Below are 13,949 nucleotides of genomic sequence, written 5' to 3' on the forward strand. Positions count from 1 at the left end.
TAGGGTATACTGCCAAGCATTAAAGTTAAGAGCGCAACCGTTCTTGACACCGTTAGAAGTTATAAAAATAGAGTTAGCTATGTCTACAGAGATTCAAGAAAAGCTTAATCAATTGCGTCAAACGCTTCATTACCATGGAGTGAAGTATTACGTAGAGGACAGTCCAGAAATACCGGATGCCGAATATGACAGGCTGATGCGTGAGCTGATGGAACTTGAGTCTCAACACCCAGAACTCGTTACCATTGACTCGCCAAGTCAGCGTGTAGGCGGGGTGCCACTTGATGGCTTTGAGTCAGTCACGCACGAGATACCAATGCTTTCATTAGACAATGCTTTTGATGATACTGAGCTAGAAAGCTTCCATAAGCGTATGGGTGATCGTATTCCCAGTGCGAAGTTTGATGTTTTCTGTTGTGAACCAAAGTTAGATGGGCTTGCGGTTAGCCTGCTGTATGAAAACGGTGTTTTAGTTCAGGCCGCAACTCGTGGAGACGGTGCGACAGGGGAAAACATTACCGAAAACGTACGCACCATAAAAGCCATTCCATTAAAGCTTCAAGGTGAAGGCTGGCCAGCACGAATTGAAGTGCGTGGTGAGGTCTTCATGCCAAAAGCGGGTTTTGACAAACTTAACGAGCAAGCACTTAAAAAAGGCGAGAAAGTTTTTGTCAACCCGCGTAACGCAGCGGCAGGAAGTTTGCGCCAGTTAGACTCACGTATCACGGCAACGCGCCCTTTAAGCTTTTATGCCTACAGCGTAGGTGTAGTAGAAGGCATTGAGCTCTCTTCGAGCCACTATGAACGATTTATACAGCTTAAAGGTTGGGGACTGCCAATGTGCCCTGAGACGAAGCGCGTAAAAAACCTAGATGAAGTTAAAGCTTATTATCAAGACATCCTCGAGCGTCGTGAGTCCCTAGCATATGAAATCGACGGGGTAGTGATTAAAGTTGACGAGATCACCCTTCAAGAACAGCTTGGCTTTGTAGCTAGAGCGCCACGTTGGGCGATCGCGTACAAATTCCCTGCTCAAGAAGAAATAACCACGCTAAATGATGTTGAGTTCCAAGTTGGGCGTACAGGGGCGATCACGCCTGTTGCTAAGTTAGAGCCTGTATTTGTTGGTGGAGTGACTGTTAGCAATGCCACGCTTCACAATGCTGACGAGATAGAGCGTTTGGGAGTCATGGTTGGCGATACGGTTGTGATACGAAGAGCGGGTGACGTCATCCCGCAGGTTGTTTCAGTGGTTGCCGATCGTCGTCCAGAGACCGCCCGTGGCATTGTTTTTCCACAAAGCTGCCCTGTTTGTAAATCGCAAGTGGAACGAGTAGAAGGTGAAGCTGTTGCTCGTTGTAGTGGTGGTCTAGTTTGTCAGGCGCAACGTAAAGAAGCGTTGAAGCACTTTGTATCACGTAAGGCGCTAGATGTTGATGGGCTAGGTGAGAAGGTGATTGAGCAGCTTGTTGATCGCGAAATGGTCGAAACACCAGCCGACCTGTTTAAATTATCTGCTGGTGTTATCACTGTGCTTGACCGAATGGGACCAAAATCTGCGCAAAATGTGGTTGACGCTCTGAACAAGGCTAAGCAAACAACGTTAGCTAGGTTCTTATATTCTTTAGGTATTCGTGAAGTCGGCGAAGCGACAGCAGCAAACCTCGCTCAGTATTTTAAGACTCTAGAATTAGTTAAGGCTGCAAGCCATGAACAACTTATCGAAGTTCAAGATATTGGCGATATAGTTGCGAGTCATATCACGTCATTTTTTGCGCAAGATAAAAACAAAAACGTGATTGATGAACTGATTGAACAAGGGGTGAGTTGGCCAGATATAGAAGAAAAAGATGAGGACGTTCCCCAGCCGCTTGAAGGTAAAACGGTGGTCTTAACTGGATCACTGTCTCAGCTTACTCGCTCCGATGCAAAGGCAGCTCTCCAGGCATTGGGTGCAAAAGTTACTGGCAGCGTTTCTAAGAAAACAGACATTCTATTTGCTGGTGAAAATGCAGGGTCTAAGCTCGCTAAAGCGCAAGAGTTGGGTATTGAAATTCGTACCGAAGAAGACCTTATTTCGCTAATGTAACCTATTAAACCTTATCTTAAAGCCACCATTTTTGGTGGCTTTTTTTTGTCATAAATAAAGTACCTTTTTGAACCTCATAATATACTCAAATCTTCTGTGATGAGGATCTTGTTAGATGTAATTATGTGTATCTTAAATAAAAATATGCGACGCACTTCAATGTGGTTTAGAAGTTTTTGATATTTAAGTGTTTGTTTTTATTAAATTAAATATTTTATGAACTTGTGGGGTGAGTGATTGTCGATCTGGATCACTGGAATTATAAAAATTTGTAGCTGGTCATATTTTTTTACATGAAAATTAAGTTCTGGTTGATGTTTTTCGTTGCGAAGTTAGTCTGAAAAGCATGGATACACGGTGTGTATGCAGGAAATCGAAAACTGAGAATTAATGATTAATCCAAGGTTTTCACATAGGACATGATTTCTCCCTACGGCGGCCAACTTTAGGTGAGAAAAAGAATAAGACAGCTATATCCATTTTTAGGAGTTTTTCCATGGACAAAATGTTTAAACGTACACTTTTAGGTGCAGCAGTGGCAGTGGCGTCAACTGGTGTAATGGCTAAGCAAGTTGGTGTTAACAGTGACTTCCAAGTAGAAGCATATGGTGTTGCTGCGATCTCTGTTGTTAACTACGACACTGATGAAACAGTAATGAGCACTGGTGTTGTAACTGACAAGAGTACTGGTTACGACTACGAGAATGAATCTCGTATCGGTTTCCGCGCAAGCAAAGATATGTTCGATGACTTAAATGTATTCGTGCAGATCGAGTCGGGCTACGTTGGCGAAAACGGTGACGGTGCGACACTTGGTAACCGTGACACTTTCCTGGGTCTTAAAGGCGATTGGGGTAAAGTGCGTTTCGGTCGCATGCTTACACCAATGTACGAAATCATAGACTGGCCATACTCGAACCCAGGCCTAGGTGCTGCCTTTGACTGGGGTTCAACAGTAAAATACAACCGTGACCGTCATGGCGACATGGCTCGCTTTGATTCTAAAGATTACAATGGCTTTAGCTTCGCGCTAGCAACAGGTCGTGGTGACAAAGATGTTAAGGATAACTACTTCTACGGCGCCAATGCTCACTATAAGTTAGGTGATAGCTTTACAATCCATGCTGCTCTTGAATCAGAGCAAGATCGTAAGATTTCAGACAGTGTTGCTACATCGTATGAAGTTTGTACTGCAGCGCCAGGAAAAACTTGTAAAGATGTCGGCACTGAAGCTGACGTAACCCCTGGTACTGTATATCAGTCAGCTGCAAAAGCAGATCAAGTGAATGCTGATACCTTTGGTTACATTGTAGGCTTCGAAGCTTCACTTCCTGCCGGTTTTGGTTTAGCAGCAGCGTACAAAGCGGGTGAATCTAAAGATACAACGGGTGTGAAATCTGAGCAGGCTTCTTACTCTGTCATCGGCCAATACTGGAACGGTCCTTGGGGCTTCAAGCTAGGCTATGCTGCTAACTTAGAGTCTGAAAAAGCTGGTATTAAACAAAATGATGAAGATAGCATTGTTTCTGGTCAGCTAATGTACGTTCACAACGGCTTTGTACCTTACGTACGTGTAGCACAACGTGATCTTAAGGATGACAAAGGCGTTAACTCGGAAATCTTTGTTGTTCGTGTGGGTCTAGAGTACGGCTTCTAATTGAGAGCCTAACTGCTTACTGTCTTTACGCTGGCCTTTACAGGCCAGCGTTTTAGTCTTTAATGTGTGGAGTAACTCTCTGTCGAAATTCGTTAAATGTTTGTAATATAGAGAAGTTTTCAAATAGGGAATTAATATGAAAAAGTGTTTAGTTGTATCTCTAATCGCGTTGATGGTTGGCTGCACCACATTGGATTCTAGCAGTAGTTTTACTGATGTTGTTGCTCAGGTAGAAACAAAGCAAAATTATAGTTTAGTCGAAGGAAAATCTCTGTCGCCTGACGTTGAAGCAAGTAAAGGAACTCAGCTTACTCAATCTACTTTGGCATTAAATTACGTTGTTCCGCATGGGCAGAGCTCAGTGCCAAGTTCATTTATTGTCATGGAAGTCAAATACTTTAAAAACTATAGCGAATATAAGTATGCAGAAGTTGATGGTAAAAAAGTTGCCCTTAAATCTCTAGCTCCTACCGCTGAAACTTGTAGCGACATTTGTACGCAAAGACAATATTTTAAGTTTGATGTTTCAGAAGAATCTCTAGTAAAGGGAGAGCAGTATGGACTCAGGTTTTCTTTAGCTTCATCTGAACAAAATAAAGTGATATTTGACGTAGCAGCAGGCTACATCAAAGCAATTAGAAATAGTGTAGATAATAAGCCAGCGCCAAGTGCAGCAACTATCGTAGCGCCAGTTGTTGCAACAACTGCGATTGCCCAAGATTCAACTGAGAAGTCTAAGCCACAAGAGATGGCGATGTATTGGTATGAACAGCTTGACGAAAAGCAGCAAGAAAGTGTAACAAACTGGGCGGTTTCCAATCGTAAGAACTCAGAGGCTAAACTAGAAACAGTCGATCAGGCTGAGCAAATGTTCTCTTACTGGTTTAACAAAGCCAGCGAATCTGAAAAGAAAACGATATTGGTTGAGCTGATCAATAAATAGACTGATTGAAATTAAAAGGAACCGATATGGTTCCTTTTAACATTCAGGTTAAGCGAGAGTATTCATTGTAGTAGAATGAGCTTTGGTCTATAAAACCTTCCCGCCTTCTGCTTTACAAATCATAATAGGAATATAACGCACCTTGCCATCTTTTAATTCACACTCTACATTCGGCCCTGTTTGACCACTTCCATTACCTGCTAAAACAGCAGCGCTGAACATTAAACCGACCAATATTGAAGCTAGCTTTCTCATAACATATTCTCCATTTACCAAATAATCTCCTAGTCAGAGATACTGACTAGTATGGCAATAGACCACGAAGGATCAAAAATAATTGCAAAAAATCAAATTTTTTAAAGTTTATTAAGTTGAGGGGCGAAAGAATAGGTTACTTTTAAATGTATGAAAGTTTGGGATATTATTTTGATGGATGGGATTTAAGAACGGATATATTTATGTAATTAGATAACTAGTTAAATACTTAATTTCTCGAATTAAACTCAGAAAATATAGTTTCTTTAACTAGTTACCAACTTAATTTTAATTAAAAATAATTATAACGCGTATATTAAAGTGATTAGTCTAATTATCGTGTGGCTTTATCGTTAAAATAATGCCATTCACTTTCGTGATTTCAACTTGTTGACCAGCACTAATCGTACTAACTGATTGAGCACTCCAGGTGGTGTCACCCACCTTTAAGCGACCTTTTCCTGCTGGAAAATCCTCATCAAGGCGAATGATTTGACCAACCAACTGCTTACTTTTTTGATTAAGTTCACGGTTGGCATCGGACTTTTTGTCGGATTTAAATTGTCTTCTCCACCACAGCCAAGTTGTCATTAATGCAAAAGCGGCAAATGCAATCCATTGGAGCTGCCAGCTCATTGGAATAAGCGTAAGTAAGGCACCGACTATCAAAGCTGATAAACCTAACCACAAAAAATAACCTGCGGTCCCGAGTAGTTCAAAAGCGAGTAAGGTTAGCCCGAAAGCTAACCAGTGCCAGTGATTGATGCTGTCTAACAATTCAAACACCTTGGCCTCACTTAGTTGAGTTGTCGGAGTGCTTGAACATTTCGGCGATACCTGCAACTGAACCCATTAGGCCCGTTGCTTCAAGAGGCAGCATAATGATTTTACCGTTTTCTGCTTGGCCGATTGACTTGATTGCCTCGGTATAGCCCTGAGCAATAAAGTAATTTACTGCTTGCATGTCACCTTTGGCAATCGCTTCAGAAACCATCGTTGTTGCACGCGCTTCAGCTTCAGCTGCACGTTCACGAGCTTCTGCTTGAAGAATTGCTGCTTGCTTATCACCTTCAGCTTTTAAAATTTCAGACTGTTTATGACCTTCGGCACGTAAAATTTCAGCCTGACGAATACCTTCCGCTTCAAGTACTTCAGCACGTTTATTACGCTCAGCTTTCATTTGTGCATTCATGGCCGCGGTAAGGTCAGATGGTGGCTGTACATCTTTGATTTCGATACGAGTGACTTTAACCCCCCAAGGGTTCGTCGCTTCGTCGACAATTGATAGCAGCTTGGTATTGATCATATCGCGTTGACTGAGCATTTCGTCGAGTTCCATTGACCCCAAGACAGTACGAATATTAGTCAGCGTCAAATTGCGAATCGCATGTTGAAGGTCATTGACCTCATATGCAGCTTGAGCGGCGTCGATAACTTGTACAAAACAGACAGCGTCGATAGTGACATTGGCGTTGTCTTTGGAGATAACTTCTTGAGCAGGGATATCTAGAACGCGCTCCATCATATTTATCTTATGACCAATGCCATCAATGAAAGGAATGATGATGTTTAAACCTGGTTTTAGGGTATGGGTATAGCGACCAAATCGCTCAACGGTCCAGTTGTTGCCTTGAGGGACAGTTTTTACACCTGCGATAATCAGCGCAATCACAACAATGAGAAAGACGCCGATAGTAATCAATGAGTCAATAGCCATTTCTGAGTTCCTTATGAGAATTGTCTATTGATTGTTGCCTATCATAGAGCTGGTGACAATGGCAGAAGTGAGAAGTTGAGTGAAATTTGGGCAAAAATAAAGCCGGGGGTAACCGGCTTTAAGTCTATGATTTGGAATGCACTAATACAGAATGGAATAAAGCTGACGACGATATTTACCCGCGATTGAATTCCCCTGACCAAGAGCTGCCAAAATATCCATGAAAGATTTCTTGATTTCATTATCTAAGGCACCCAGATCGCTACGCAGGATATTCCAAAGTAACTCTAAGGCTTCTTCGTCTCGGTTCACTTGGTGGTAGCTTAATGCTAGCTCGTTGCTTAGCTTTAAGTCGCTAGGGTTTTGCGCTAAAGCTTGTTCTAATGATTGAATCTCGGGGCTATTGGCTGCTTGAGCATGCAACTCTAGTTTTGCGACTAAACCTTTGTAATAGTTGTCTTGATATTCAAGTGGGATAACTTCAAGAATGGTTTTCGCCTGATCATAGTTTTGTGTTTCTAGGTAGCAATCAGCCAGAGCAAGTTTCACATCGCCTTTTTGTTTCAGCTCTTCTGCCAAAGCTTCTAGTAGTGACAGAGCCTGCGAGTGCTGGCCGGTTTGGATTAGCTCTAGGGCCTGTTTTAGATTTAGCTCGTCTTGACTAGGAAGGTGTTTAGATAACATCTGCTGAATGGCAGGTATGGGTTGGGGGCCTCCAAGTCCATCAACAGGCTGGCCATTAACGAATAAAGCGATGGTTGGTAGTGCTTGTACGCCAAATTGGCTTGCGATTGCTTGCTCTTGTTCGCAGTTCAAAAGAGCTAATGTGAAGGCTCCGTTATATTGCTGCGCTAGCATTTGCAGGTCAGGTATCACTTGCGCACTTTCTTCGCTCATAGGTGCCCAAAAGTGGATGAGTACAGGAGTTTGCATCGACCCTTCAAGCACTTGGCGGAAGTTCTGTTCATTTAGCTCGACAATAAATGGAGATTGCATCTACGTATTCCTTGCGACTTAGTCTATAAGCCAAAGATATGGGCTGTGAAGGGAGAGTTCAAGGTAAGGGCTTGAATTAAAAGTCATCAAAACAAAAACACCGCCTGTAGCGGCGGCGTTGATGTTGCCCAAAGTGGGTAAGCGAAGGTGTCTATAAAACGATAAACAAGGTTAGCGCAACACCCACACTCAGCCAGTTTAACTGGTTTAAAGTCATGTTGTTATTCCGAATGTAACGCTTGAATTTTGTAACTAGGGCTTGCCCTGAGTGTTAATCTAACCTGATATTGTTACGGAATAATTACAAAACTGCAGAAAGTCTCAGGCAGCTTGTCGCAATATTTTGTCCAAAATTCGGCTAGGAAGTAGGCGCTTTAACACCGAAAATACTTTGGTTGGAGTGGTAATTCGGTAACGAATCTTTGGCTTTTTCGCTTCAAGAGCATGGATTAGCGGCTCAATGCAAGATTCAGCTGGTAAGACAAAGGCATTATTTGAGTTTTCGTTGCTCAGTCTTTGTAACTGCTGGCGATACTGCTGTTTATGAGCACTGCCTTCAATGGATATCCAGCGCTTAAAAGCCAGTAAGGCGTTAGCGCGAAATTCTGTTTCAATCGGTCCTGGCTCAATCAGGCTAATATGAATGTCGCTATCCATTAACTCAAGCCTTAAGGTGTCGCTCCAACCTTCAATAGCAAACTTGGAGGCGTTGTATGCACCGCGATATTTCATTGCAGCAAAGCCGAGCACGGAACTATTTTGAACAATTCGACCATAACCCTGTTTACGCATGGTTGGTAGGAGCTCATATACTAATTGGTGCCAGCCAAAAAAGTTGGTTTCGAACTGTTCTCTCAAACCATCAGTGGGTAGATCTTCTAATGCTCCAGGTTGTCCATAAGCACCATTATTAAATAAAGCGTCAAGCTTGCCATTGGTGAGTGCTAATGCTTGCTCTACACCTCTGCTAATGCTCTGGCTGTCTGCGAGATCAATCTGGATGCAGGTGAGTCCTTCTGCTTGCAGTCTTTCGACGTCTTTTTGTTGGCGACAGGAAGCCACAACTTGGTAGCCATGCTTGTGTAGAGCATGGGCACAGACATAGCCAATTCCGGTCGAACAGCCAGTAATTAATATAGATTTACCCATAGCGATCTAACCTATTGAATTTCTTGATTGGATCTAGGTTACTGGATTATTCATGGTGTTGTAACAAGTTTTTTAGCGCAGGCTCAAGGCGTGAGTAACTGAATCGAAATCCTAGTTCGGTTAATTTCTTGGGCTTGGCCCTAATACTGTCAAACAGTAGAACCGAGCTTTCTCCCATCGCCATCGACATTACCCATTTAGGCGTGCGCAGAAAGTGTGGACGCTTGAGTGTTTTGGCCAAGGTTTGGCTGAATTGTTTATTTGGAACCGGGTGAGGAGCGCAGAGGTTGAACTCTCCGTGAGCATGAGAGGTTTCGAGTAGGTAGATAATACCGCGAACCATATCTAGCATATGAATCCATGGCATGTATTGACGTCCGTGACCTAACGGACCCCCTAAACCTAAACGGTAAGGAGGTAACATTTTTGATAGCGCGCCACCTTGTGGGGCAAGAACCACGCCCGTGCGTAAAATACATACCCGGGTCATTTCTGAACGGGCTCGATTAGCGATCTGTTCCCAGCGACTGCAAACGTGATGAGGAAATCCCTGGTTATTGACGTGTAAGCTTTCATCGAAAGGGTGTTCTTGTTGATCTCCGTAGTAGCCAACAGCAGAACCACTAATCAGCACTTCGGGTGGTGTAGTACTTGCGTGAATGAGTTCGACGAGTTTTTCTGTTAGCTTCCATCGGCTGTCACAGATGGTTTGCTTCTGTTTTTTGGTCCAGCGTTTATCTGCAATGGGCTCTCCGGCGAGATTGATAACGGCATCAAAGTCGTTAAGGTGATGAAAATCGTCTAAAGAGGAAATATAGGTGACATTGCCCACATCAGTATGGTTTAGAGTAGATTTTGCTTGTCGAGGTTCGCGGGTAAGCAGTACTACTTCATGGGTCGTTAAATGTTTGAGTAGTTCTCGACCAATAAAGCCAGTTCCCCCGGTGAGCAATACCTTCATTTTCAATCCTTCTCATTACGCACAGCAGACAAGTCCAATATTAACCATAGTGAACTATTGTTACTAATTATAGTTACTTAGCGGCAAATGTGATCACATGTTGCAATATCACAAAATTCACATTTTGTTACGTTTATCCCGGTCGACGTTGCAGATATCACATCAGAAAGCCAATTTGTTTGCCATGCTAATGAATAGATTGAGTGTTAGCTGAAGAACAAGGAGGTTCAGTGGAAGCAATGACAGCGCTGATTAAAGCGCTATTAGGGAGTTTGCGGGATCTTACGCCAATTATTGTTGTAATTGCATTCTTTCAGCTTGTTGTTCTGCAAGAGCCTCTTCCCAATCTATTGTCCATTTTGTTTGGCCTTGTATTAGTCGTCTTTGGTTTGACGTTCTTTATCTTCGGTCTAGAAATGGGTTTGTTTCCCATCGGTGAGACAATGGCGCAAGCTTTCGCACGTAAAGGCAGTGTGTTCTGGTTGTTGATATTTGCTTTTTGTTTAGGGTTCGGAACCACAGTGGCTGAACCCGCTTTAACAGCAGTTGCGGATGAGGCGGCGGAAGTTGCTGCCGAAGGGGGGATGATCCTTCACAACGAAGAGTCGATGGAAGATTACGCTAACGGTCTACGCTATACCGTCGCATTATCGGTCGGTATTGCCATACTACTCGGCGTGTTGAGAATTCTAAAAGGTTGGCCAATTCAATACATGATCATTGGAGGATACATTGGTGTGGTCATCCTAACCATGTTTGCGCCGCAGAGTATTATTGGGGTGGCTTATGACTCTGGTGGTGTTACGACATCGACGATCACAGTTCCTCTTGTTACCGCGCTTGGGGTTGGACTTGCATCCGCCATTAAAGGGCGTAATCCGATGATCGATGGTTTTGGTCTGATTGCATTTGCCTCGTTGCTTCCGATGATGTTTGTTATGGTCTATGGCATGGTGGTGGCATGATTGAGTGGACACATTTTTTAGATACTTTCGTCGGCACCATTACTGATGTCTTGCCCATTGCGACGATCATCTTTGGTTTCCAATTTGCCGTTCTTCGCCGCCCGGTGACTAACCTACCCAAAGTCATCCTTGGCTTCTTTTATGTCATTCTTGGTTTATCTCTATTTTTAATTGGTTTAGATCTCGCCCTATTTCCACTGGGTGAAACAATGGCTGAGCAGCTTACCGCTCCAAGCTTTATTCAACAATTTAAACTCTCGACAGGCGACATCTTTGAATGGATGGACTATTACTGGGTCTACTTATTTGCTTTCTTTATTGGATTTAGTACCACGATCGCTGAACCTTCTCTGATAGCTGTGGCAATAAAAGCCAATCAAGTTTCAGGCGGAAGTATCAGTGTCAACGGATTACGCATTGCTGTAGCTATTGGTGTTGCGGTGGGGATTTCTTTGGGGAGCTACCGAATCGTCGTCGGAGACCCTATCCATTATTACATTATTGTCGGTTACGTAATTGTCGTCATACAAACGTTTTACGCACCTAAACTCATCATCCCTCTTGCTTATGATTCGGGAGGGGTAACGACGTCAACAGTCACTGTTCCGCTGGTTGCAGCGTTAGGTTTAGGGTTGGCATCGACTGTCCCAGGGCGTAACCCTATGATCGATGGTTTTGGATTGATTGCGTTTGCCAGTTTATTTCCCATGATTTCGGTGATGGGGTATGCACAAATCACTCAGTGGTTAAACAAAGACGCTGAGCGGGAGGATGAAGAAAATGCGCTTTAAATTGCTATTAGCTTTTGTTGAAGACAGTAAAACCGATGTGGTGCTTGATGCTGCGCGTAAAGCAGGGGCGACAGGAGCTACGGTGATCAACAATGCGAGAGGGGAAGGCCTTAATCAAAAGAAAACATTTTTTGGCCTCACCTTAGATGTGCAGAAAGATGTGATGTTATTTGTGGTCGAAGAACACTTGTCACGGCATATTTTGGAAACAATTGGTGAGGTCGGTGAATTTGATCAGGAGTCTGGTCAAGGGATTGCTGTCCAAATCGACATTGAGGATGCCGTGGGTGTGGCGCATCAGGTCGAGAGGTTAACCAAAGTGGTGGAGGATGAATTATGAAAGCACATAGTAAGGTTCGAGTACGCGATGTAATGACGAATAACTATGTGGTCATTGATGGCCTAACAACGGTAAAAGAAGGCATACAGCTTGCTCGTAGCCACGATGTTAAGGCGCTGGTGGTCAATAAGCGCAATGATGACGATGAGTATGGTTTGGTTTTGATGAATGATATAGCTAAAAAGGTGCTTGCGCAGAATCGCTCACCAGACAGGACCAATATTTATGAGATCATGACCAAACCCGCGATGTCGGTAGACCCTGATATGAATGTGAAATACTGCGCACGTTTATTTGAACGATTTGGTATCAGCCGTGCACCTGTCATCGAAGCTGGGAAAATCGTTGGTATGGTGAGTTACAATAACATTGTCATTTACGGCATGGTGCATGATGACTAAAGGTCATAGAGTCGGTAAAATCTCCTCGTTATTTTTGAGGAGATGATGTCGTGAAACTCTTTTTTGCCTCTGACTTGCACGGTAGTTTGCCAGCAACTCAGCAAGTACTTGCCGAATATCAACAGTCTGGTGCAGAGACATTGGTTCTGCTGGGCGATATTTTAAATCATGGTCCACGTAACCCTATACCTGAGGGTTACAACCCTCCAGCGGTGAGTGAATTGCTTAACCAGTATGCAGATCAGATAGTGGCTGTGCGCGGTAATTGCGATAGCGAAGTTGACCAAATGCTGCTTTCGTTTCCAATGATGATGGATTACGCTTGGATATTGCTAGAATCGGGTCAACGCCTGTTTCTAACTCATGGTCATCTGTACAATTCGAGTAAGCGTCCGCCATTAAAACAAGGAGATATTATTGCTCACGGGCATACCCATATCCCAGTCGCTGAACGTGATGGCGAACAGTTTCTATTTAACCCGGGCTCCATTACCTTTCCACGTGACGGGTTTGCAGCAAGTTATGGCTTGCTAGAAGGTAAAGAGCTTAAAGTGGTCACATTCTCTGGTGAGGTATTGGTTTCGACACTAATTGGCTAGCAACGACAACGGCAGCAAAACTCGCTGCCTTCTTTCATTTGGAGTCGGAATGGCCTAAATCGCGCTCTGGGTCGATGATATCGCGCACTTTCTGTTTCAATACTTTGGCTTCTGGGAATCCACCATCTCGTTTTCGTTCCCAAACAATCTCGCCATTACAATGAATTTCAAAGCGTCCCCCAGTATCTGGGTGTAGTGAGATTGTCTCTATCTCCTCACTAAAGGTATGCAGCAGTTCTTGAGAGAGCCAAGTGGAACGTAACATCCAGTTGCATTGGCGGCAGTAATAAATATCAATGACAGCCTTATCCATAAATTATCCTTTAAAACAGAAGCTTAATACCGACGGTAAAGGTCAGGATTTCGAAGAAAATTTTGATCAATTGATTGCTATAGCGAGTAGTAAGATAAGCCCCTAAGCTGCCACCGATAAACGATCCGAGTAGAAGAGCGGGTAACCAAGGCCAATAGACAGGAGCACCAGCTTGTACAATTGTAATCGCCCCAATGCCATTCCAGAATAGGCCAACACACAACATAGTTAGTGCGACCGCTTGTTTATAGCTGTACCCAAACCAACGAATTAGAAATAGCGTAACGAGTAGGCCAGAACCCGCCGTCAGTGAGCCATTAATAATGCCAATCAGCATTAAGCCCAATCCACCTATAAGCCAACCTTTTGGATCACGATTAAGCGGCTGCTCGTGTTGTCCAAGCTGCTTTTTAAGGCGTGAATATATGCCAAGACAAAGTATCATTCCACCCAGTAGTTTCTCCGCGATAGCACTGGGAACAAGCAAGACGATGTTAGCGCCGATGATGACCCCTAAGCTCCCCACACCGATGAGATACAAAGCCGCTTTATAACTAAAGCTCTTTCGTTTGATATGAGTGTATGCCGCACCTAGGCCAAGGGCGACACTTGCAATCTTGTGTGTAGCTAAGGCGATAGAAAAAGGGAGACCAAAGAAAATCAATAAAGGGAATTGCAGTAGGCCAGCCCCCCCTCCTGAGAGAGAAGCAAGGGTGTTGGCGGTCAGTGACCCCAGAAATAAGCCGAGTGTATTTACCCAATCCATAGCATAA

At 43.7% G+C, this 13,949-nt stretch carries 16 protein-coding genes; 8 read left to right on the plus strand and 8 right to left on the minus strand.

Annotation, left to right across the window (positions count from 1 at the left end; translation table 11 throughout):
- Positions 1 to 79: 79 nt before the first annotated feature.
- The 3 genes from ligA (at position 80) to ZX61_RS15100 (ending at position 4,689) form a co-directional block, all read left to right on the plus strand.
- On the plus strand, positions 80 to 2,089 hold the full coding sequence (gene ligA / locus ZX61_RS15090) for an NAD-dependent DNA ligase LigA (protein WP_049845444.1): 2,010 nt from the start codon (positions 80 to 82) through the stop codon (positions 2,087 to 2,089).
- A 496-nt stretch (positions 2,090 to 2,585) separates the two neighbouring features.
- Complete coding sequence (locus ZX61_RS15095) at positions 2,586 to 3,746, plus strand: porin (protein ID WP_049845445.1); 1,161 nt, start codon at positions 2,586 to 2,588, stop codon at positions 3,744 to 3,746.
- A gap of 136 nt (positions 3,747 to 3,882) precedes the next feature.
- On the plus strand, positions 3,883 to 4,689 hold the full coding sequence (locus tag ZX61_RS15100) for a hypothetical protein (protein WP_049845446.1): 807 nt from the start codon (positions 3,883 to 3,885) through the stop codon (positions 4,687 to 4,689).
- Positions 4,690 to 4,776: 87 nt separating this feature from the next.
- Here ZX61_RS15100 and ZX61_RS24365 read toward each other — a convergent pair whose 3' ends face one another.
- The 6 genes from ZX61_RS24365 to ZX61_RS15125 form a co-directional block, all read right to left on the minus strand.
- Complete coding sequence (locus ZX61_RS24365) at positions 4,777 to 4,944, minus strand: hypothetical protein (RefSeq protein WP_167350318.1); 168 nt, start codon at positions 4,942 to 4,944, stop codon at positions 4,777 to 4,779.
- 330 nt (positions 4,945 to 5,274) lie between these two features.
- Positions 5,275 to 5,730 carry an NfeD family protein gene (locus ZX61_RS15105; RefSeq protein ID WP_049845447.1) on the minus strand — a complete coding sequence of 152 codons (456 nt, stop codon included), beginning with the start codon at positions 5,728 to 5,730 and terminating at the stop codon, positions 5,275 to 5,277.
- Positions 5,731 to 5,737: 7 nt separating this feature from the next.
- Positions 5,738 to 6,661, minus strand: coding sequence for an SPFH domain-containing protein (locus ZX61_RS15110; RefSeq protein WP_049845448.1), 924 nt, complete (start codon positions 6,659 to 6,661; stop codon positions 5,738 to 5,740).
- Between the two features lie 141 nt (positions 6,662 to 6,802).
- A complete protein-coding gene (locus ZX61_RS15115; protein ID WP_049845449.1) occupies positions 6,803 to 7,657 on the minus strand; it encodes a co-chaperone YbbN in 855 nt (284 codons plus the stop codon).
- Between the two features lie 321 nt (positions 7,658 to 7,978).
- Entirely contained in the window at positions 7,979 to 8,806 is an 828-nt protein-coding gene (locus ZX61_RS15120) for an SDR family oxidoreductase (RefSeq protein ID WP_049845450.1), read from the minus strand.
- Positions 8,807 to 8,852: 46 nt separating this feature from the next.
- Positions 8,853 to 9,767 (minus strand): TIGR01777 family oxidoreductase, encoded by a 915-nt coding sequence (locus ZX61_RS15125; protein ID WP_049845451.1) that lies wholly within the window; start codon positions 9,765 to 9,767, stop codon positions 8,853 to 8,855.
- 230 nt (positions 9,768 to 9,997) lie between these two features.
- On the opposite strand from ZX61_RS15125, the gene ZX61_RS15130 reads away from it, so the two are divergent.
- Genes ZX61_RS15130 through yfcE form a run of 5 tightly spaced genes read left to right on the plus strand, consistent with a single transcriptional unit; the run spans position 9,998 to position 12,863 of the window.
- Positions 9,998 to 10,732 carry a DUF1538 domain-containing protein gene (locus ZX61_RS15130; protein WP_049845494.1) on the plus strand — a complete coding sequence of 245 codons (735 nt, stop codon included), beginning with the start codon at positions 9,998 to 10,000 and terminating at the stop codon, positions 10,730 to 10,732.
- On the plus strand, positions 10,729 to 11,523 hold the full coding sequence (locus tag ZX61_RS15135) for a DUF1538 domain-containing protein (RefSeq protein WP_049845452.1): 795 nt from the start codon (positions 10,729 to 10,731) through the stop codon (positions 11,521 to 11,523). The genes ZX61_RS15130 and ZX61_RS15135 overlap by 4 nt, the downstream gene beginning before the upstream one ends.
- Complete coding sequence (locus ZX61_RS15140) at positions 11,513 to 11,863, plus strand: P-II family nitrogen regulator (RefSeq protein ID WP_049845453.1); 351 nt, start codon at positions 11,513 to 11,515, stop codon at positions 11,861 to 11,863. Before ZX61_RS15135 ends, ZX61_RS15140 begins: the two co-directional genes overlap by 11 nt.
- Positions 11,860 to 12,264, plus strand: a complete 405-nt coding sequence (locus tag ZX61_RS15145) for a CBS domain-containing protein (protein WP_049845454.1) — start codon at positions 11,860 to 11,862, stop codon at positions 12,262 to 12,264. Before ZX61_RS15140 ends, ZX61_RS15145 begins: the two co-directional genes overlap by 4 nt.
- 50 nt (positions 12,265 to 12,314) lie before the next feature.
- Entirely contained in the window at positions 12,315 to 12,863 is a 549-nt protein-coding gene (gene yfcE, locus ZX61_RS15150; RefSeq protein WP_049845455.1) for a phosphodiesterase, read from the plus strand.
- Between the two features lie 34 nt (positions 12,864 to 12,897).
- Here the strand turns inward: yfcE and ZX61_RS15155 are convergent, their stop codons facing one another.
- Together ZX61_RS15155 and ZX61_RS15160 are read right to left on the minus strand one after the other, a co-directional pair.
- Positions 12,898 to 13,176 carry a SelT/SelW/SelH family protein gene (locus ZX61_RS15155; RefSeq protein ID WP_049845456.1) on the minus strand — a complete coding sequence of 93 codons (279 nt, stop codon included), beginning with the start codon at positions 13,174 to 13,176 and terminating at the stop codon, positions 12,898 to 12,900.
- A 10-nt stretch (positions 13,177 to 13,186) separates the two neighbouring features.
- Positions 13,187 to 13,942 (minus strand): sulfite exporter TauE/SafE family protein, encoded by a 756-nt coding sequence (locus tag ZX61_RS15160; protein ID WP_049845457.1) that lies wholly within the window; start codon positions 13,940 to 13,942, stop codon positions 13,187 to 13,189.
- Positions 13,943 to 13,949: the final 7 nt, after the last annotated feature.

The sequence above is a fragment of the Vibrio sp. VPAP30 genome, assembly GCF_001188205.1.
GTDB lineage: Bacteria > Pseudomonadota > Gammaproteobacteria > Enterobacterales > Vibrionaceae > Vibrio > Vibrio bivalvicida.